Raw genomic sequence first — 19,893 nt, 5'->3', positions numbered from 1 at the left:
ACTAGTACTATTACTTAGTACGACGACGTACGATGAACTTATCAGTACGCTTGTTCTTACGAGTCTTGTAACCCTTAGTAGGTACACCCCAAGGCGATACTGGGTGACGACCACCTGAAGTACGACCTTCACCACCACCGTGCGGGTGATCAACCGGGTTCATCGCCACACCACGTACGGTAGGACGAACACCACGCCAGCGGTTAGCACCGGCTTTACCAAGAGAACGTAACATGTGTTCTGCGTTACCGATTTCACCTAAAGTTGCACGACATTCCGCTTCAACTTTACGCATTTCGCCTGAACGAAGACGTAGAGTTACGTAAGCGCCGTCTTTAGCAACTAATTGTGCATAAGTACCAGCAGCACGCGCGATTTGAGCACCTTTACCAGGCTTCAATTCGATTGCGTGGATTACACTACCTAGCGGCATGTTGCGAAGTGGCAACGTGTTACCTGCTTTGATAGGTGCATCTACACCAGACTGGATTGAATCGCCAGCTTGAACACCTTTAGGTGCTAAGATGTAACGACGCTCACCGTCTGCGTATAATACTAAAGCGATGTTTGCGCTGCGGTTTGGATCATATTCCAAACGCTCAACTTTTGCAGGGATACCGTCTTTAGTACGCTTAAAGTCAATTACGCGATAGTGATGCTTGTGACCACCACCAACGTGACGAACTGTAATACGACCAGTATTGTTACGACCGCCAGACTTAGAGTTTTTCTCTAAAAGTGGTGCGTAAGGCTTACCTTTGTACAAGTCCGGGTTAACCACTTTAACGACGTGGCGACGACCCGGAGAAGTTGGTTTACATTTAACTACAGCCATTTGTACTTCTCCTATGCTTCTGCGCCAACGAAGTCGATGTCGCTACCTTCAGCAAGAGTAACGTACGCTTTTTTCCAGTCGCTACGACGACCAAAACGAGCACCTGTACGCTTTGTTTTACCCTTAACATTTAGAGTACGAACACCATCAACTTTTACTTCGAAAAGTTGCTCAACAGCGGCTTTGATTTCAGCTTTTGTAGCAGTAGTAGCTACTTTGAAAACAACCGTGTTGTTTGCTTCAGCAGCCATTGTTGCTTTTTCAGAAATGTTTGGTGCCAATAGCACTTTCAACAAACGTTCTTCGCTTATCATGCTAACATCTCCTCAATTTGCTTAACCGCACCAGCAGTCATTAATACTTTTTCGAAACCAACTAAAGAAACTGGGTCGATGCCTTGTACGTCACGAACGTCAACTTTGTATAAGTTGCGAGCAGATAAGAATAAGTTCTCGTCTACTTCTGGTGTAACGATTAATACATCTTTAAGTTCTAAACCTTTAAGCTTAGCAACTAATTCTTTAGTTTTAGGTGTATCTACTGCGAAGTCGTTAACAACCACTAAACGGTCTTGACGAACTAACTCAGAAAGGATGCTTTGGATCGCACCACGATACATCTTACGGTTTACTTTTTGGCTGTGGTCTTGAGGACGTGCAGCGAATGTTACGCCACCAGTTCTCCAGATTGGACCACGAGTTGTACCAGCACGTGCACGGCCAGTACCTTTTTGACGCCATGGCTTTTTACCACCGCCGCTAACTTCAGAACGGTTCTTTTGCTTAACAGTACCTTGACGAGCACCTGCTGCGTATGCAACAACTACTTGGTGTACTAAAGCTTCGTTGAATTCACGACCGAACGTTGCTTCTGAAACTTCAACAGCGCCTGACGCGTCTTTTAATGCTAATTCCATCAAAATTCTCCTCAGACGTTAGGCTTTAACAGCTGGCTTGATGATTACGTCAGCGTTTACGTGACCCGGAACTGCACCTTTAATAAGAAGCAAGTTACGTTCAGCATCTACGCGAACTAACTCAAGGTTTTGCGTAGTAACTTTCGCAGCACCCATGTGACCAGACATTTTTTTGCCTTTAAATACGCGACCTGGTGTTTGACATTGACCGATTGAACCGTTTGAACGGTGAGACAATGAGTTACCGTGTGACATATCTTGAGTACGGAAATTCCAACGCTTGATACCGCCTTGGAAACCTTTACCCTTTGAAGTGCCTGTCACGTCTACTAATTTAGTATCGTTGAATAGCTCAACAGTGATTTCGCTACCAGTTGCTAATTCTGCACCTTCGCCTTCCGCTAAACGGAATTCCCATAAACCACGACCTGCTTCGATACCTGCTTTCGCAAAGTGACCAGCTGCTGGCTTGTTTACACGGTTAGCTTTTTTAGCACCAGTTGTAACTTGAATCGCTGAGTAACCATCGTTGTCTACAGTTTTTACCTGAGCAACACGGTTAGCTTCAACTTCTAGGACAGTTACTGGAGTTGAAACGCCATCTTCAGAGAAGATGCGAGTCATACCAACTTTACGTCCAACTAGACCTATAGTCATGTTAAAACCCCCTATTAACCCAAGCTAATTTGAACGTCGACACCAGCTGCTAAGTCTAAACGCATTAATGCATCAACAGTCTTTTCAGTTGGTTCTACGATATCAATTAAACGCTTGTGAGTACGAATCTCGTACTGGTCACGCGCATCTTTGTTAACGTGTGGAGAAATCAAAACAGTGAAACGCTCTTTGCGCGTTGGTAATGGAATAGGACCACGAACCTGTGCACCAGTGCGTTTAGCAGTGTCAACGATCTCTGCTGTAGATTGATCAATCAAACGATGATCGAACGCTTTCAAACGAATGCGAATTCTTTGATTTGACATTTATCAAATCCCCTAATAAAAGAACGAACAAAGTACAGCCCATCGCCTTCATAGTGATTGAAGGGGGGTGTACCGATTATTTCATTCGACTCCCAATCGGAGTCGCTGTATAGCAAGAATTACTTGGCTTTGGCCGAAACCAGAAACTAAATAATCTTTACATCTCACGTAGGCATTCGCCAACGTGGACGCGCATTATACTTAAACTGCTTAAAAGTGCAACACTTAATTTGAATGCCAGTTTCCGGTGAGCGAATAAAACTATGTGCTAAGTAAATGATTCAGTTTTTGTTTAACCTCGGCATAAGGTAATTGCTGACACAAACCAAAACCGCTCAGTGATTTCACTTTATGGCGACCGAAGATCGGCACTGTCATGCCAGCGAGGAATCGACTTATCGTGGTGATTGAGATTGGTTGGTCAACTTTATTCGATAAATGCGCGACCAATTCATTAGCCGCAGCTTTTATTACGTTATCTTCTGGCCACATGCTTTGTGTAGATAGTGTAAGGTTTGCCACCTGACCTCGACAGACACTGCAATGGCCACACTGATCAGGCGCTTGGTTATCATCAAAATAACGAGCCAGTTGCGCGGTTAAACAATCAGCAGAATTGAAAAACGCCACTAATCGGCTTAAACGCGCAATCTCTTTGCTTTCGTTACTGGCAAAGTAATCAGCCAAGTAGCCAGCTAATCCTTCATTATTTAAAGCCTGCTGATTAACCCGATAAACATCGGTCACTTGTTTGGTTTCGATAACGATTAAACCTTTATCGGCTAGATACTCAAGTGCCGTTAAAATACGTTTGCGATCACTACCGCTATGGTGGCTGATGGCATCAAAATCAGGCTGATACCAAACTTTTTTACCAGCAGAATAATCGAAAACGGTTTGTAAAAACTGCTGTCGCTCGCCCGCAAACATGGCGACGATTTCTTGCGCTGTGCTAACAAACTTAAACTTTACTTCCGCAAAGTAGCTATAACTCGCCTGCAGTACACCCGCTAGCTCAAGTTGCACTAATAAAGTTTTGAGTGGTAGCTGTTTAATATTACTGGCAGTCGATAATCGATGTAATTGTAAAGACCAATTACCATGTTCCTGCTCTTCGCGAATATCATTAAGTACATGTTCGATACCGGTTTGCTCGGGCGTGTCACCATAAACGAAGTTTTCCAATACGGTTAAACCATCAAGATTTGCTAGCACAATGCAATTGCTTGGCTGACCATCTCGCCCTGCACGACCAATTTCTTGGCTATAGTTTTCAATCGACTTGGGCAGGTCATAATGAATCACGAAGCGGATATCACTTTTATCCACCCCCATACCAAAGGCAATGGTGGCAACGACCACTTGAATTTCCCCAGCCATAAACCGTTGCTGAATATCACTGCGTACTTCATTGTCTAACCCTGCATGGTAGGCTTTTGCATTGATACCTTGCTGGATAAGAAAACTCGCTACCTGCTCGGCAGATTGTTGTAAGGTGACATAAACCACTCCACAAGAGTTTTGCCCGCTTAATTGCTGTTGTTGTTCGGCAACTACCTTTAACAATTGCGCCTGCTTTTGTTCCTCAACACAAGCAACCACAGATAAATCCAAGTTTTGACGATAAAAGCCGGTTTGTACGATATGCTCAAGTGCGATGGCAAAGCGCTCTGCCATATCTTGTTTCACTTGTTTGGTTGCGGTTGCTGTTAATAGTAGCGTTAACGGAATATTTAGCTCTTTGGCGTAAGTGGGCAGCTTTAGATAGTCCGGACGAAAGTTATGCCCCCACTCGGAGACACAATGTGCTTCATCAACGACGAGCATAGAAATAGGTAAACGATGAATCAGTTGCCGAAAGCGTTCATTCTTAAAGCGTTCGACCGATACCATCAATATTTTGATTTCGCCGTTATTTAGCCCCTGCACTACACCTTGATGTTCTTCATAGCTGAGCGTTGAATCAATACTCGCAGCATTAATACCTTTACTGCGTAAAAATCCTAATTGGTCTTTCATTAACGCTAATAAAGGTGACACCACTAAAGTTAGGTGCGGTAAATGCAGTGCCGCTAATTGATAGCATAAAGACTTACCGGAGCCAGTTGGAAATATCGCCAATGAAGAATTGCCTGCCAAGAGTTGCTGAACCACTTGCTCTTGCCCTGCCCTAAATTGGTCAAAGCCAAAATACTGTTGTAGTGACGGGATTAACTCCATTTGTATTTTCCTTATTCTGCGCAATAAATGCGGTTACTACTTTACATTACCAAGTGCCACGTGTAAGGCAGCAAAGCTAATTCTTTCTTGCTCTAGTCTAAGATTCTCTTGCCAGATATTGGTTTTTAGCTGGTGGTAAAGCTGGCTTTCCTCAGCCGTTAAATGGCTTAACTGCTCAAGCTTACAACGCTTAGCTATAGGTTCCTGCACCCAGAGTTTTTGATGCTGGTGTAAAGTCTGCTCATCCATTAATAGAGATTTAGTTCTTGGAAAATAACCGCGTAGTTGTGACAAGATAGCAAAGCCGTGAGTGTCAATATCGCCCCAGTAATAAAGCTGACACTCAGCCAGCCAGCCAACATGTTTAAGCGTTTGCACGCCATAGCCCAAGCCAAAAACAACTATCGCATTGTGACAATTTGGGAAAGCTAGGCCATTGACTTTGTTTTCGGTAATAAACACTTGATCAACGAGTAAATCTAGTTGCTTGAACTGATCAACTGGTAAGCTTAAATCAGTAACGCCGTTAAACTCAGCCGCTAGCTGTGGGTCGAGCAGACGGAAGCGTATTTGCGGCTGTTCATATAGCAAGCCATAACGCTTTTCAAAACCGTGCTCGGTCAGTTTGTCATAGTCAAAGTTAATGGCACTATCAGGCAAGGTATGATCAAGTAAACTTTTTAAGATACTTTTATGGCTTTCAATAAATTTGGTATCGACACCAACAATGTCCAGTTGGCGCAGATAACACTTTGGTTGAGGGGATTGGCAAAAGTAGCTAACTACAGCTAACAGTTGAGGCCAAACATCGAGGTACTTTTCAAATAACCCAGGATTTTCTACCAGCCACGTCAACAACATTGGCATTTGCTTTTTCACTTGCTGATAGCTTTTGTCAAAGCGTTGCCAGGCTTGCCATTGCCCCAGCCATCTTGCCAAAGATTCCAGATCATCAATAAGCAATTGGTTTGGCATTCGCTGCCGGCCCATTTTTTGATAGCTGATATCTTGTTTTACCAGTGTAAAACCCTTGATTGCATCGAATGTCGCCATATCAGCAAGCCAGCCTTGCACCTGTTGGTATTCATGTAATAGCTGCCGTCCTGTTGGTACCGTTAACCGCACGGTTAACGGAAATAGCTGTTTTGGCTCATTTTCTCCTTGCTCACTAGCTAAATAAACCAAATGAAAGTAATACTTTTGCCACTGTTTAAGCAATTTGGCTTTAATGGCTTTGCTGGAAATAAGTGCTGGCATTACTGAGGTGCTTTTATCAAGACTTGACTATGCTGAGCCAGTCAGCTAGCTCGGTCGCTTTTAATAGCTTAAGAAAAGATCGGCGATTTTGATGTTGACTGATAAACTCAGTGAATTTATCAGCAAAATCTACCTGCGCCAGATGTAATTCGTAAGCTTGATATAGGGTTTGTAGGATGTCCACGCCTTGTTCGTATGCTTTTCGATGTCCTTTTTCAACATAAAACTGAGCTAAGTTCCATTGGCGAAATGCTTGGCGATAAACCTCATTAAGCTCGGCCTGACGTTGCTTTTCAAGTTGCTTTTGCTGCTGTTCAAGTTCGGCTCGGCGACGATTTTCAACCTCTGCTTCTGCCAGAGAGTAATACTCAGTCAGTACCTCATACTCAATGATCTCTACGGGTCTTTTACCATCTGGAAAAGCACTATCAGGTAGGCGTTTTTGCCGAGATTGGCAATAGTGCGTTAATGTTTCCAAGTGCTCTTCATCCACTAACAAAAGCTGGCTTAAGATCTGCTGGGTTGAGGTTAGCTGTCGGTAATCGGCAATAAATAACGGCAAGTCTACCGTCGTTTCAATCAGTGAAAAGATTGACAGCCAGACCAACATTAGGCTGCGATAGTCTCCGCCAATCAGCTCTGCTCGCAACGGGATAATATCAGCAAAAATATCTTCGGCGTCACAAAGCCAGTCATAAATACAATCGTAAACTTCTTCGTTGTCCGCCAATGCGAAATGCAACACCCAATGTTCGCCTTTACGGTGATAGCTGAAAACCCCTTCGTACTCAAATTTACTTAACACATCAGCAGAAATAGCCTGGTAAGGCACTTTAACATAAAGGTTAAGCTCTCCCCAATTACAGATATGCAGACCAACATCGAAAAAGTCGCCCACCAGCTCAATGGGATCTGCTTTTAAATCACCATAATGATATTCGTTAACAAACGAGGTTGGCGTGATCTGCGCCCGAGTAGAAATCTCACGCAGTATCCCTCTTTGCTCCCGGTTTAGCGGCTTATCTAAGGTGCAAAACTGATAAATTTGATGTTCACTCATAACTTTTTATAAAACTCTTATTAACTTACGCTCAAATCTTCAACCAAGTGTTGATAACCTTGCAGTGCTTTACTACGCGCCACTTGCTCGCGATATTCGTCAATGGTCATATTGAGTAGCATTGACTGGTTGTTTTGCTGATCAACAAAATGGACATGCTTAACATAGTGTTCAATCACATCCAGCTTTTGCAAAGGGGTCACTAATAATAATTGCAAGCCGAGCTTTTTAAACAGCTCTAAGCCAAAGCGGGTACTGTCTTTTGAACCACGGGCAAAGGCTTCATCAATCACCACCAAATTAAAGCGTCGCTTGTTTTTGTGATTGCTATTGTGCTGACTATCCACCAAACCGTATTGCAAAATAATCGCAGCAGCTAATATCGCATAGGCCAATTTTTCTTTTTGGCCGCCAGACTTACCACCTGAGTCTGAGTAACACTCTTTCTCGCTGTTATCTTCACGATAACGTTCAACCACGTTAAACAGGTGCCAGTATCTAACGTCGACCACTTTTTGTGTCCATTTAGGTTCGTTACGCATTTGTTCGATCAGGTCTTTTACTCGTTCAAATTTTTCTTCGGAGTAAAGCTCGTCGTCTGTGCTCAGCTCATAACAGTTTTTAAGGCGCTGCTTAAAATCGCGTATTTCAACATCTGGCGAAGCAATGCTGTCTATTTCGATATAAGTGCCAGTTTGATAATCAAGGGCATGTAATGACTGGTTAATCAATCGAATACGGGCGTCAATTTCTTCTTCCTGTTTATCCAGATAGCTGGCAAATAGCACCATAGCGCGAATGGTGTCGCGGTTAAGCATTTCTTTGAATCTGGCTTCATGGCGTGGTAAATCTTCTTCTGTTAAGCGCGTCAGCAGTTGTTTGTATTCAGGTAAGGATTCAACACTGGCATCAAATTCTGTTACCTCATTGGGAAAAGTATGAGCAAAGGTATTCATTGCCGAAATCATTTGTGCTTGCTTTTTGCGGCGCTTTTCTTCTAAGTGTTGAATTTTATCGTTAAGCTTTTTACGCAAGGTTGAAGTAACATTGTCCAGCATATTGATCCGTAGCTGTTGATGCTCAATATATTGCTGATAGAAATTATCCAGGGTGGGAAAACAATGTGCTCGCGCTTGCGGATCACATTCGCTCAATAGTGCTTGCTTGCTCGCCAGCGCTTGTTGCTCAGTGTTAATTTTTTCAGTTAAGCTACCTTTATTCTGGTTAGCTTGAGTCAGCGCCGATTCAGTATCGCTTAACGCTTGTTGCTGTTCGGCTAATTGCTGTTGCAAGCTATCGAGTACATCAGATGATTGGATTAACTGTGCCTGTTCTCGTTGCAGTGCTTCAATTTGCTGGGCATAGACCGACCAGTTGATCTGCTCAAAACTAAAGGCAAAGTTAGCTAATTGACGAGTCTTGTATTGTTGCTCGCCAAGCTGATCTTTGGTTTTGGCAAGCTCTATTAGTTCGCTAGAACTCTTTTTGAGTGCTAGTTCAAAACGATTGTATTGTGCTGCCAACAGCTTCAATTTTTCTTTATTGCTCCAGCCCAGTACATAGCGCTTTTCATCGTGCAATTTGTGCCTGTCATCTTTTTCATGGCGAAACTTGCCGGATTTGATCTGGCCGTTGCGGGTCAGCGCCTTTTCACTGCGCCTAAATTCCTGCATATTGGTACAGCAAGTGTAGTTAAAGCGTTTGGCTAATTCATGATCGAGCCAGTTGTAGTATTCGCTATCAGACTTAAGTTCGATTTTACTCAGTAATGAGTCATTTGCCCTTGTCACTGGATAATAATTCTCTGGCTCGCGGATACGGTAATAGACTAAACGAGCACCCAGGTGAGTTTGCTCAACATAATCACACACCTCTTGATACAGCGCCTCTGGCACAATCAAGCTCAGCGCAAAGTTATGTAATACTCGCTCAATTGCCCCCTGCCACTGGCTTTGCTCAGGCTTAACCTGAATAAGTTCAGCAACAAAAGGTAAGCATTCTTCGTCAACGCCAAGCTGCTGACAAATATGCTCGCGGATGGTGAGCAGGTTGACATGATGAATATTGGATTTGCGCTGTTTTAAGGCGGCAGTTTGCGTGGCAACTTCTTGTTGTTCCTGTTCAAGTTTTTGCTTACTTTGCTTAACCGAAAATGCCTGCTCGTTAACTTGCTCTATTTGCTGGTAAAGCGCTTCTTGCTGCGCTTTAGCACAGTCAATATTATCGACAAAAGTATCAGCATTAAGAGCGGTATTGAGTTGCAAGGCATTAACCAAATTCAGGTATTGCTGGCATACCCTTTTGCTGTCATCGCGTATTTTGCTCAGTTGCTGGATATTTTGTTCAAGCTGTTGTAGCCGACCACCGCCGTTTTCACGAATATCTTCATTGAGCTGGGTGATAGTAGCGCCTAAACTCTGCTTTTGCTGATTAAGCTCAGCAAGCTTAATATCAAGTTTGGTCAATTCCTGCTGGCGGCTTGCCAGTCGGGTTTGATATAGATCAACGGCTATATTAGCCATATAAACATCGGTTAAGTCTCGACAGGCTTCGATATGTTGCTTGTCTTGTCCTGCGGATAAGACTGCCTGGCCAAAGTTATCCACCGGTGTTAACAGTTCAACTTTTTGCCGGGCTGCAACCACGGCATCATGCAGGCGTTTTAGGTCATCATAATTGCGCTCTAATTCCTGCAATTGCGCTTCAACGTCTGGCTGCTCTAACATATTATCGCGCACAAAGTCAGTCACTGAGCCAACTGATTTCATCGAGATCGTTTGATTAAACAGCGCCAGTGCCTTGCCGTCTGTGCCTAAGCCTAACAATTGGCTAAACTTTTGGGCATAAGGGGTAAAAGCGTCAAACAATTCCAGATCTGCAATTTTTCTTAAGCGCTTACGCAATTGATTAATTTGACTGCCAAAGTGCGAGAAATGCTCGGCGATGGTTAAGCGCTGCTGAGCAACCACATAGAGGCGTTTAACCTTTTTATCACCTGGCTTTAACCAGAATACCTGCGCCAGCGTCACTGACTGCTTAAGGGCCTGACTATAAAATTCAGCCAGGATCACCGAATAATGTTTGCCCTGATGGCGCAGACCAACAGCGCGCGCCTTGCCGTACTCATCTTGTTGTGAGGTGTAAAAACCAAAAAAGTACGACTCAATCGAGCGCTCTTTTTCTTCTGCCCCTGCCGCTTTGTTAAAGGCTAATTTGCGTGGTGGTACTAATAATGTAGTTAGGCCATCAACGAGGGTTGATTTACCGCTGCCAATATTCCCCGTCAGCAAGGCATTACTTTGCGCTGGAGTTAAGCTCCACACTTGTTTATCAAACGTCCCCCAGTTAAATACTGAGAAATTAGCTAAGCGAAAGCCCGTTAGTTCTGTCTCTGCTTGCTTAGTGTCTGCTAATTCAATAGCTTGTGTGGCTTCGGGCATCTTAGTCTTCCTCCTCGTTATGCTGTTGATGGCTGGTCAAGGTGTCGATAAGCTCGCCAATGCGCTCAGCGCTGATCACAGCTTTAATAATGCGCTGTACTTCAAATTCATCTTTATGATTGGGCAATAATGTCAAAAAGCCCATTTCTTTAACTTTATTGATCACCGCATCAAATTCTTTTTGCTGCTTGACCTGATCGCTGACATCCGGGTAAAAACCCGACATCGCCTGATAGATACTTTGTCTGTCAATAATCAGTCTGGGGGTACTGTCTTCACTGTCGTGTTCAGCTAAGCGCTTACGCAATAACACCAACAATAAGGTTTGATTAAAGGGCAATTGATACTTGCGAATTAAACGGGGAATATCAATGTCGCCCTGCTCTGCTGACAACTCTTGTTGGCGTAAAAAGGCATACCCTTCACTGTCATCCAGAGTAAGTGCTAAGCCGATTTGCTGAAAATATTCACGAATACGGTACTGATCGCGCTCCAGCCATGCCCATAACTCTTTATGCTGGGCGCGGTAAATAGGCCCTTTGAGTAAGCGTACTTGCACTGACGATTTTTCTTGTTGGCTGCGAGCTGCGGTTGTTTGTTCGTCTGAAGTTAAGGTATCAGCCATGATCTAATCTCGAATAAAGGTAATAGTCGGTAATTGCACTTGTCGGGTGACAAGCTGATTATTTTGCTGAACTTGCCAGCTAATTTGCTGTGGCACTTGGTCGTTAATATTGGCGCTGATCTCCTGCTCACACGCCATTTTGACATAGGTTAATAGCTCATCCAGCCCGTATTGAATCGGGTAGCTTTCAATCACTTGCGCCAATGTTGCCTGACCACTAAGTTGCTGCAAGCAACTGGCAATTTGTTGGCGCAACTGTTGCTCGTTGATATGGCTAACTTCCAATAACCGTGATAGGTCTATATCCGGTGCTGGGTTATTTTCAACAATGGCCGAGTCAAGCGACTCTTGTTGTTTAGGTTGATACAACTGCCGGCTAAGCTGCTGGGCAATCATCGCCTGAAAGCTGTCCAGCTCAGTAAAGGCTTTGTCTTGTTTGAAATCTGGCCGTCCTTGCTCTGCCTGCTGTTGACTTAAATGATGGGTGGCTGATTCAAAGTCACGAATGAGCGATAAAATGCGTTTGTTGTCTTGCGATTGTTCTTGAATATAGCGTCGCAACTGATCCGTGATCTGCTGCTTGGTGCTATTCACACTATTACCAGCATCTAACAAATAGCTGTATAAGTGCTGGAGCAGCTCATCATCGTTGGCGAAATCCGGACAAAATGCCGAATTGAGCAAGGTATTAAGATCGCCGCGCATATTGTTACGCATTTCACTGTGCATCAGTAATTCAAAGAAAGCGCCAAAGGATTTACCCTGATCTGATTCATCAATAATGTCCTGATCGCCAAACACCGCATCTAATACCGTGCCCTTTTGCGCGCCACTCAAGGTAATTTTTTTACGCGTTTCTTTGTCAAGCTCGCGAAAGTTGGCCTCAACCTGGCGAAAATCCCCCATCAATTGCCGTGACATATCGGTAATCAAATACACTTTTTCTCGCACTTGTGTCGCGGAATAACCTGCATCTATACCTTGTTTTACTCGCTCAATTTGCTGCTCAAGCTCAGCCTTACGTTGCTCCAGTGTTGCCAATTTAGCACTTTGATCCTCCGAGGTACCATGTACCAGGTCGGCAATTAACTCCAACAAAAGTTTCAAACGGGATTCTGTGCCGACAAAGCTTTTACCTTGCATGCCTTCAAGCCAACGCAGGGCTTTTTCGACATCTGGCAGTAAATCACATTCCGGCTCGTCGCCTTGTGGGGGCAGGTATTTTCGCAAGTAACCACCTCGTTGACTGATCCAATCGTCGATATAGGCTTTTGCTGATTTTGGGTATTTTTCCACACCAGCCTCAACTTGATAGCTTTCATTAATATCAGCCAGGTGATGGGTCAATAGTGCAACCAACTCCTGATAGTTAACACTGCGACGATTCTTTTGAATAAACACTTGGTAAAAAAAGCTGCCTAATAAAGGAAAGTGCGGCGAGCGCAGTAGTTTAAGGGCAATGTTATGCTCTTTCAGTTGTTCTAAAAAATCATAATCAAAACTTGCCATGATGAGTTTCCTTGGTGTTATCAATGCGCTGAGCAGGTCTATCTATTGCGTTGTCTAATAAGCTTTCAGGCTGACTATAACCGGGCGCGAGTATGGCATTGTCATGGCTCGTTAGCACCTCTGAATTAGTTAAACACAATGGGTGCTGGCTGGGATCTAAGTGATGGTTTGGTGAGCAATCAACCTGCCATTGTTGCAACAAATAGCCAACCAAGGCCGCTCTCACTTCCAATGTTAAGCTGCCCTCGACCATGTGGTAATCCATTTCAATCGCCCGAGGTTGAGTAACCTTTGGGTGAGGCTTTAACGTTAAGGTTAATATTGTTGACCACTCCCGATCAGCCTGGCAAAGTTCATCTTGCTTAGCCTCAACCGCTAGCACTTTAGCCTCGACAAAACGGGTACAGGAGAAATCACGAAAGCTGGCCGACTTGCGATCAAATGCCCGCACATGCCAGCGATGGCCATTATTGACAATGCTGTGGGGCACTATTACTCGCCCTTGTTCACCGGAAGAAAGCGAGACATAGCGACACTTAACCGCTTGCTGATGAGTGATCGCCCGCATTAATGCGGCAATGATTTCACTGTCAGGCTGAATTAAGCGCACCGCTTCAAAGCAAACCTCGCTAGGCTGATTAATGGCTGCAATACCATCGCCAAACCCTCGACACAAGCCAGTTAAAACCGCCTCACCCTGATGGTTAAATAACGGCTTAAATTGCTCGGTTCGATAATAGAGCTTAGTTTGATGCACTAAATGCAAGTTATCAGGTACTAGTTCTTTATATAGAGCAAAGTCACGAGTGCCTGATGCCATTCCCACCTTAAAATGGTTGATAAGATCGGCACGGGCGATCTGGCCAAAATACTGTAAACAAAAATCAATAAATGCCAGCCGCTGACGCTGGGCGTATGGGTATTGGCTAACGTCCATTAAACTAACTTTTCGCTTTATATCGCAGACAAATTTAATTATCAGATTAGCATGAAATCAAAATGATGCAATCATTTTGATTTCATGCTGAGTTGGTGATCTCTTAATTAGCTGGGCATTAGTGACGAAACGATTAATTTCAACTTTTTCTATGTTGGTTTTCGTTAAGTTCTGGTATACTCGCGCGGTTTTTAATCACTAACCCCTAATTGATTTTAATTAGGTACAAGCAGAGCAAGAAAATGGCAGATTTATCAAAATACAGAAATATTGGTATTTTCGCTCACGTTGATGCTGGTAAAACCACAACAACTGAACGAATTTTGAAACTTACAGGTATGATCCACAAGATCGGTGAAGTTCACGATGGTGAATCTACTACTGACTTCATGGAGCAAGAAGCTGAGCGTGGTATTACTATCCAGTCTGCTGCTGTAACTTGTGAGTGGAAAAAGCACCGTTTTAACGTAATCGACACCCCGGGTCACGTTGACTTCACAGTTGAAGTTTACCGTTCTCTTAAAGTGCTTGATGGTGGTATTGGTGTATTCTGTGGTTCTGGTGGTGTTGAGCCGCAATCAGAAACTAACTGGCGTTACGCGAACGAGTCAAAAGTTGCTCGTTTGATCTTCGTTAACAAGTTAGACCGTTTAGGTGCAAACTTCTTCCGCGTTAAAGACCAAGTGAAAAACGTACTTGGCGCTAACCCACTAGTGATGACTTTACCAATTGGTGAAGAAGATAACTTCGTTGGTGTTGTTGACGTATTAAGCCAAAAAGCTTACGTATGGGATGATTCAGGTCAACCAGAAAACTACGAAGTTCAAGACATTCCAGCAGACATGGTAGACCAAGCTGCTGAGTACCGTGAAATGTTAATCGAAACTGCACTAGAAGCAGACGATGACTTATTAATGGAATACATGGAAGGTGTTGAGCCTTCTGAAGAGCAAATCAAAGCCTGTATCCGTAAAGGTACAAACGAGTTATTGTTCTTCCCTACATACTGTGGTTCTGCGTTCAAGAACAAAGGTATGCAATTGCTTCTTGACGCTGTTGTTGACTACTTACCGTCACCAACTGAAGTTCCACCTCAGCCACTTACTGACGAAGAAGGTGAGCCTACTGGTGAACACGCTATTGTTGACGCTGAAGAGCCGTTCCGTGCCTTAGCATTCAAAATTATGGATGACCGTTTCGGTGCACTTACGTTCGTACGTGTATATTCTGGTCGCATCAAGAAAGGTGACACAGTACTTAACTCGTTCACTGGTAAAACAGAGCGTATCGGTCGTATGGTTGAGATGCAAGCGGAAGACCGTACTGAGCTTACTGAAGCACAAGCGGGTGACATTCTTGCTATCGTAGGTATGAAGAACGTTCAAACAGGTCACACATTATGTGATGTGAAACAGCCTTGTACGCTTGAAGCGATGGTATTCCCAGAGCCAGTAATCTCAATCGCTGTTTCTCCAAAAGAGAAAGGTGGTGCTGAGAAGATGGGTATCGCGATCGGTAAGATGGTTGCAGAAGATCCAACGTTCCAAGTTGAAACTGACGAAGATTCAGGTGAAACCATCCTTAAAGGTATGGGTGAACTTCACTTAGACATCAAAGTTGACATCCTTAAGCGTACTTACGGTGTTGAACTAGAAGTTGGTAAGCCACAAGTAGCGTACCGTGAAACGATCACACAAGCGATTGAAGATTCATACACGCATAAGAAACAATCTGGTGGTTCTGGTCAGTTCGGTAAGATCGACTACCGCATCAAGCCAGGTGAGCCAAACTCAGGCTTCACATTTAAGTCTACCGTTGTAGGTGGTAACGTTCCTAAGGAATTCTTCCCTGCAATCGAGAAAGGCTTTAAAGGAATGATGGATCAAGGTGTTCTAGCTGGCTTCCCAGTATTAGACGTTGAGATCGAATTATTCGACGGTGGTTTCCACGCAGTTGACTCGTCAGCAGTAGCGTTCGAAATCGCAGCGAAAGGCGCTTTCCGTCAATCAATTCCAAAAGCTGGTGCACAACTTCTTGAGCCAATCATGAAAGTTGACGTGTTCACGCCAGAAGACAACGTTGGTGACGTAATTGGTGACCTTAACCGTCGTCGCGGTATGATCAAAGACCAAGAAGCTGGTACTACTGGCGTTCGCATTAAAGCAGACGTTCCATTATCAGAAATGTTTGGTTACATCGGTCACTTACGTACAATCACTTCAGGTCGTGGTCAATTCTCTATGGAATTCAGCCACTACGCAGCAGCACCACAGAACGTTGCTGAAGAAGTTATCGCTGAAGTTAAAGCACGTAACGAAGCTAAGTAATTAAAAGAGTTATTTAGTTTTCTAAACTAGCTTTTAAAAGCCTCGCCTTTTCTTAGCGAAAGTCGGGGCTTTTTTATATCTGTTGATTTTTCAAAGACAATTGGAATTCAGCCAGCACCATAAAAGTTGTTAAAGAAGTTATCACTGAAGTTAAAGCGGTTGATACAAGAAAAGAAGCTAAGTAATTTAGTTTTCTAAACTAGCTTTAAAAGCTTCGCCTTTTCTTATTGAAAGTCGAGGCTTTTTTGTATCTGCTGATTGTTCAAAGGAAGTTGGAATTCAGCCAGTCTATAACTCAAGCAGCGCCATAAAAAGTAGCTGAAGAAGTTATTGCTGAAGCTAAAGCACGTAAAGACGCTAAGTAATTTAGTTTTCTAAACTAGCTTTAAAAGCTTCGCCTTTTCTTAGTGAAAGTCGAGGCTTTTTATGTCTAGTAGCGGTACAGAAAGAGTAGGAATTTAGTCTTTTATCTTAAAAAAACCAGCTGATTAATCAGCAACCATTAAGTCGCTATTTAGTTGTATCCTCTAGCTTCAACTCTTTGGCGTGCTGCCAAATTGCACTTGATACCAGTAGCAATATAAACAAGTTAAGAATGACTACTAATATCATTTCGCTCTTGTCATACCCGCCCAAACTAAACTCATAATAGTGCGTTGCAACCAAGAATAAGACATTTACCAAGATAGCAAAGTAACAGGCGTGGGCAGATACCAATCTTAGATTGAATGCATAACTCACCAAAGAAATTAGCAATATTGCCCCTGCTAATAAATTACCTATGTTGAGCCAATTCGGCGTGTCTAATAAGTCTAAATAAAAGAGCTTACTAAAGTCATACACATCATGTGTAAAAATTAGCAAAAACAGTACTGCGATGAACTTCCATATAGTTTTACCCATAGCTCCCCCCGCTAGTGCCAAAAACCATAAGGTAATTGTTCAGGATCGTTTGGAAGTTCCCTCCAACCATTTTCATTCAAAACATATCGCCTTTTAAAATTCCGTTGACGCAAACCTATACTCGGCAAACCACCTAAAACATTAAGCAATCATTTGGCATCAGGTGAATTACGTCCACGTTGCTTAATCGTATTAATTAAGACAGGATGAATTTCACGATAAACTTTGTTGGCTTTATGCTTTTCTAGAAAAACGCCTGCCGCAGCAGAGCCCGCAGAATAGATCAGGTTAAATGGAGAAGACATTAATTATTTCCTATGGATTCAAATAAATCAACAACTGGATTACCCATCTGCATGTCCTAGCAGCAACGCATCAACGCTAACAGTGTCTAGCTTTCAGACAAATATTTGTCTTTTCTCGTTAACCAATGCAAGGGAAATAATTAATCAGTCATATTGTGAGAATAAGATAGCCATTGACTAATCTATTTTGCTCGGCAAAATTACCTGTATCAAATCGATGGTTTAGCTCACATGTTACCGTTAAATAAAATATCTAGATTAAAACTGCTTGAGATTATTGGCCGCATTAATTTCTTTAAAGGCTTTACCATTGAACAACGCGAGTTGTTACTTCAAAAAAGTAAAGTTTATAACTGCAAGCCCAATCAATTTGTGCAATCAGAGTTGGATCATAACAGCCATTTTTATATTGTGCTTTCAGGTGAAGTAGAGATATTAAAACAAGGCGGCACTCAAGCCCTTGGGGTTATCAAAGCCGGGCAATTTATTGGTGAGGGTAGCTTTATCAAAAAAAGGCCCAAAAGCGCCACTGCTAGAGCGCTAAATGAAGTGATTGTGCTGTGTATGGATCAAGATACTTTGCACGGCTTACCCGTTGTATTAAAAGACAAATTCAAAGATGCGGTTATCGAAGGAATGGCTGAGCGCATTGTTTACCTGAGCGGTCAAATTCAAGACTTTCACAGCAAATATTCACCTCAGCTCTAGCTCTAGCTCTAATAGCAAATTGATAAACTGGAGATAACTATGGAATCGCGGTGAAATACCGTTATTAGTGCTGCCAAAAATGAGCTTTTGCCATGGCGCCATAACAAGCTGCGTTCTGTTGCTACCACCTGCTCAGCTAATGTTGCTGGTTGGTAGTTCAGGTTGGCTTGCCACTTTTTCGCGTAACCAGTAACACCTTAAAAATTGCCGCAGTAAACCTCGACAACATCCGAAACATTACCTTTACTACCAAAGATATAGCTTAGATTGCAGTAAGGCTCAGCCTGAGAAATAACGCTGTCCTCTTTCTAGTGTTTATTGGCATTCACGCTAAGCCTAGCTGGTATAAAATCTGCGGCTATCGCGCTAAATAAGCTAAGTGAGCAAAGTAAAAAGCACAGCTAGCACTATAGTGCATCACTGGGGTTTCCCTATCAACAGAGGCATTAGCCTAGAGCATACTCATTTAACGCTATATTACGAGAATATAGATACTCTTTATTTATCGCTCCCTGCACATATTGAATGCACGGACTAAGCGTACCCAAGTGATCGGACTTTTAGTCGTATCTAGTCGTTATCTTTATTTCTTTGACCTTTATCAGACAAACGAAACTGTTTACTATCTAATCAAACCTGAAATTGATAATATTAATCAGTAGGATAGCAGCTTAATCAGGCCACCTCTTAGCATTGTCTCTCTGGAAAAAAAGACTCGCCTGGTATCGTAGATAAAGCGCTAGCGTACTTATTACCGCGCAGCCACTCTGTTGATGGAGAAGTAGGATGTCAGAGCATCCTTTTGTACCAAAGGAAGAAACGTATGTTGCCAGAAGATCCCAAAACCATACTGGTAGTAGATGATACACCAGGTAATATTGAAGTATTAGGCTCAATATTAACGCCTCACTTCAAAGTTAAAGTGGCAATGAACGGCAAGGTAGCCTTAAAAATTGCTGCACAACCTGAAAAGCCCGATTTGATCCTGTTGGATGTGATGATGCCCGATATGGACGGCTACGAGGTTTGCCGCCAGCTCAAAGCCGATATTAGCACCGCCAATATTCCCATTATTTTTGTTACCGCTAAAAGTGAAATTCAAGATGAACAAATTGGCTTTGACTTAGGTGCTGTCGATTACCTCACAAAACCCATTAGTCCGCCTCGAGTAATGGCCAGAGTTAAAACCCAACTCGCCCTTTATGATCGCGCCCGCCATCTTGAATCCATCGTTGAACAACGTACCCAAGAGCTGCAAATCGCCCACATAGAAGTCATCCGCCGACTTGGTAAAGCGGCTGAGTTTAAAGACAATGAAACTGGTATGCATGTTATTCGCATGAGCTACTTCGCTAAGTTTTTGGCACAACAGTTGGACTTAGCGCATGACTGGGTCGAATTGCTATACCAAGCGGCACCTATGCATGACATTGGCAAGATCGGTATTCCGGATGCCGTCTTGCTCAAACCAGGTAAACTCGATCTCGCTGAGCGGGAAATTATGGAGAAACACGCTGAGTACGGCGCAAATATCATTGGCAACAGCGACGTGCCGGTACTGAAAATGGCACGTGAAATTGCCATTGCTCACCATGAAAGATGGGATGGCTCTGGTTACCCGAACGGCTTAAAAGGCGAGCAAATTCCGCTTTCTGCCAGAATCATTGCCATCGCAGATGTATTTGACGCCCTCACCTGTGAACGTCCGTACAAGCAAGCTTGGAGTGAAGAGCGCGCCCTTGGCTTGTTACAAGAAGAGGCGGGCAAACATTTTGATCCCACACTAGTACCTTTGTTTTTCAATTGCTTAGAACAAATAAGAGCAGTACAACAACAATTTAAAGATCAAGCAGCGGAGTAGTAACCAA

The 19,893-nt window shown here is 43.3% G+C and carries 16 protein-coding genes; 3 read left to right on the top strand and 13 right to left on the bottom strand.

The window, feature by feature from the left end; translation table 11 throughout:
- Positions 1–10: 10 nt before the first annotated feature.
- From rplB to DXX93_RS01585, 12 genes are all read right to left on the bottom strand, one after another.
- Positions 11–835 carry a 50S ribosomal protein L2 gene (gene rplB, locus DXX93_RS01640; protein WP_116006525.1) on the bottom strand — a complete coding sequence of 275 codons (825 nt, stop codon included), beginning with the start codon at positions 833–835 and terminating at the stop codon, positions 11–13.
- An 11-nt stretch (positions 836–846) separates the two neighbouring features.
- The gene (gene rplW, locus DXX93_RS01635; RefSeq protein ID WP_115998802.1) at positions 847–1,149 is read right to left on the bottom strand and encodes a 50S ribosomal protein L23; all 303 of its coding nucleotides are present in this window, start codon (positions 1,147–1,149) and stop codon (positions 847–849) included.
- A complete protein-coding gene (gene rplD, locus DXX93_RS01630) occupies positions 1,146–1,751 on the bottom strand; it encodes a 50S ribosomal protein L4 (protein WP_115998801.1) in 606 nt (201 codons plus the stop codon). The genes rplW and rplD overlap by 4 nt, the downstream gene beginning before the upstream one ends.
- Positions 1,752–1,769: 18 nt before the next feature.
- Positions 1,770–2,408 carry a 50S ribosomal protein L3 gene (gene rplC / locus DXX93_RS01625; protein WP_115998800.1) on the bottom strand — a complete coding sequence of 213 codons (639 nt, stop codon included), beginning with the start codon at positions 2,406–2,408 and terminating at the stop codon, positions 1,770–1,772.
- A gap of 14 nt (positions 2,409–2,422) precedes the next feature.
- A complete protein-coding gene (gene rpsJ / locus DXX93_RS01620; protein ID WP_115998799.1) occupies positions 2,423–2,734 on the bottom strand; it encodes a 30S ribosomal protein S10 in 312 nt (103 codons plus the stop codon).
- A 261-nt stretch (positions 2,735–2,995) separates the two neighbouring features.
- Positions 2,996–4,954: a RecQ family ATP-dependent DNA helicase gene (locus tag DXX93_RS01615; RefSeq protein WP_116006524.1), complete on the bottom strand. Its 1,959-nt coding sequence runs from the start codon at positions 4,952–4,954 to the stop codon at positions 2,996–2,998.
- A 36-nt stretch (positions 4,955–4,990) separates the two neighbouring features.
- Positions 4,991–6,211 carry a Wadjet anti-phage system protein JetD domain-containing protein gene (locus tag DXX93_RS01610; RefSeq protein WP_116006523.1) on the bottom strand — a complete coding sequence of 407 codons (1,221 nt, stop codon included), beginning with the start codon at positions 6,209–6,211 and terminating at the stop codon, positions 4,991–4,993.
- A gap of 16 nt (positions 6,212–6,227) precedes the next feature.
- Positions 6,228–7,271: a hypothetical protein gene (locus tag DXX93_RS01605; protein ID WP_116006522.1), complete on the bottom strand. Its 1,044-nt coding sequence runs from the start codon at positions 7,269–7,271 to the stop codon at positions 6,228–6,230.
- Positions 7,272–7,291: 20 nt separating this feature from the next.
- Entirely contained in the window at positions 7,292–10,711 is a 3,420-nt protein-coding gene (locus DXX93_RS01600) for an ATP-binding protein (RefSeq protein WP_116006521.1), read from the bottom strand.
- Between the two features lies 1 nt (position 10,712).
- Positions 10,713–11,336, bottom strand: a complete 624-nt coding sequence (locus DXX93_RS01595) for a DUF4194 domain-containing protein (protein WP_116006520.1) — start codon at positions 11,334–11,336, stop codon at positions 10,713–10,715.
- A 3-nt stretch (positions 11,337–11,339) separates the two neighbouring features.
- Positions 11,340–12,845 carry a DUF3375 domain-containing protein gene (locus DXX93_RS01590; RefSeq protein WP_116006519.1) on the bottom strand — a complete coding sequence of 502 codons (1,506 nt, stop codon included), beginning with the start codon at positions 12,843–12,845 and terminating at the stop codon, positions 11,340–11,342.
- Entirely contained in the window at positions 12,832–13,782 is a 951-nt protein-coding gene (locus tag DXX93_RS01585; protein WP_116006518.1) for a WYL domain-containing protein, read from the bottom strand. The genes DXX93_RS01590 and DXX93_RS01585 overlap by 14 nt, the downstream gene beginning before the upstream one ends.
- A gap of 242 nt (positions 13,783–14,024) precedes the next feature.
- Between DXX93_RS01585 and fusA the strand changes: the two genes are divergently transcribed.
- Entirely contained in the window at positions 14,025–16,109 is a 2,085-nt protein-coding gene (gene fusA / locus DXX93_RS01580; RefSeq protein ID WP_116006517.1) for an elongation factor G, read from the top strand.
- 1,052 nt (positions 16,110–17,161) lie between these two features.
- Here fusA and DXX93_RS20740 read toward each other — a convergent pair.
- Positions 17,162–17,317: a hypothetical protein gene (locus tag DXX93_RS20740; RefSeq protein ID WP_181902109.1), complete on the bottom strand. Its 156-nt coding sequence runs from the start codon at positions 17,315–17,317 to the stop codon at positions 17,162–17,164.
- A gap of 231 nt (positions 17,318–17,548) precedes the next feature.
- Between DXX93_RS20740 and DXX93_RS01570 the strand changes: the two genes are divergently transcribed.
- Positions 17,549–18,025, top strand: coding sequence for a Crp/Fnr family transcriptional regulator (locus DXX93_RS01570; RefSeq protein ID WP_116006515.1), 477 nt, complete (start codon positions 17,549–17,551; stop codon positions 18,023–18,025).
- 823 nt (positions 18,026–18,848) lie between these two features.
- Complete coding sequence (locus DXX93_RS01565; RefSeq protein WP_116006514.1) at positions 18,849–19,886, top strand: response regulator; 1,038 nt, start codon at positions 18,849–18,851, stop codon at positions 19,884–19,886.
- The last annotated feature ends 7 nt before the right edge of the window (positions 19,887–19,893 follow it).

This window comes from Thalassotalea euphylliae (genome assembly GCF_003390335.1).
GTDB classification, from domain to species: Bacteria; Pseudomonadota; Gammaproteobacteria; order Enterobacterales; family Alteromonadaceae; genus Thalassotalea_F; species Thalassotalea_F euphylliae_B.
The sequence above is the reverse complement of the archived record's forward strand: the minus strand, read 5'-3'. Positions and strand labels throughout refer to the sequence as shown.

Coding starts and splice junctions, on each gene's coding strand:
- rplB (WP_116006525.1), bottom strand. CDS start 835: ATGGCTGTAGTTAAATGTAAACCAACTTCTCCGGGTCGTCGCCACGTC.
- rplW (WP_115998802.1), bottom strand. CDS start 1,149: ATGATAAGCGAAGAACGTTTGTTGAAAGTGCTATTGGCACCAAACATT.
- rplD (WP_115998801.1), bottom strand. CDS start 1,751: ATGGAATTAGCATTAAAAGACGCGTCAGGCGCTGTTGAAGTTTCAGAA.
- rplC (WP_115998800.1), bottom strand. CDS start 2,408: ATGACTATAGGTCTAGTTGGACGTAAAGTTGGTATGACTCGCATCTTC.
- rpsJ (WP_115998799.1), bottom strand. CDS start 2,734: ATGTCAAATCAAAGAATTCGCATTCGTTTGAAAGCGTTCGATCATCGT.
- DXX93_RS01615 (WP_116006524.1), bottom strand. CDS start 4,954: ATGGAGTTAATCCCGTCACTACAACAGTATTTTGGCTTTGACCAATTT.
- DXX93_RS01610 (WP_116006523.1), bottom strand. CDS start 6,211: ATGCCAGCACTTATTTCCAGCAAAGCCATTAAAGCCAAATTGCTTAAA.
- DXX93_RS01605 (WP_116006522.1), bottom strand. CDS start 7,271: ATGAGTGAACATCAAATTTATCAGTTTTGCACCTTAGATAAGCCGCTA.
- DXX93_RS01600 (WP_116006521.1), bottom strand. CDS start 10,711: ATGCCCGAAGCCACACAAGCTATTGAATTAGCAGACACTAAGCAAGCA.
- DXX93_RS01595 (WP_116006520.1), bottom strand. CDS start 11,336: ATGGCTGATACCTTAACTTCAGACGAACAAACAACCGCAGCTCGCAGC.
- DXX93_RS01590 (WP_116006519.1), bottom strand. CDS start 12,845: ATGGCAAGTTTTGATTATGATTTTTTAGAACAACTGAAAGAGCATAAC.
- DXX93_RS01585 (WP_116006518.1), bottom strand. CDS start 13,782: ATGGACGTTAGCCAATACCCATACGCCCAGCGTCAGCGGCTGGCATTT.
- fusA (WP_116006517.1), top strand. CDS start 14,025: ATGGCAGATTTATCAAAATACAGAAATATTGGTATTTTCGCTCACGTT.
- DXX93_RS20740 (WP_181902109.1), bottom strand. CDS start 17,317: ATGTCTTCTCCATTTAACCTGATCTATTCTGCGGGCTCTGCTGCGGCA.
- DXX93_RS01570 (WP_116006515.1), top strand. CDS start 17,549: ATGTTACCGTTAAATAAAATATCTAGATTAAAACTGCTTGAGATTATT.
- DXX93_RS01565 (WP_116006514.1), top strand. CDS start 18,849: ATGTTGCCAGAAGATCCCAAAACCATACTGGTAGTAGATGATACACCA.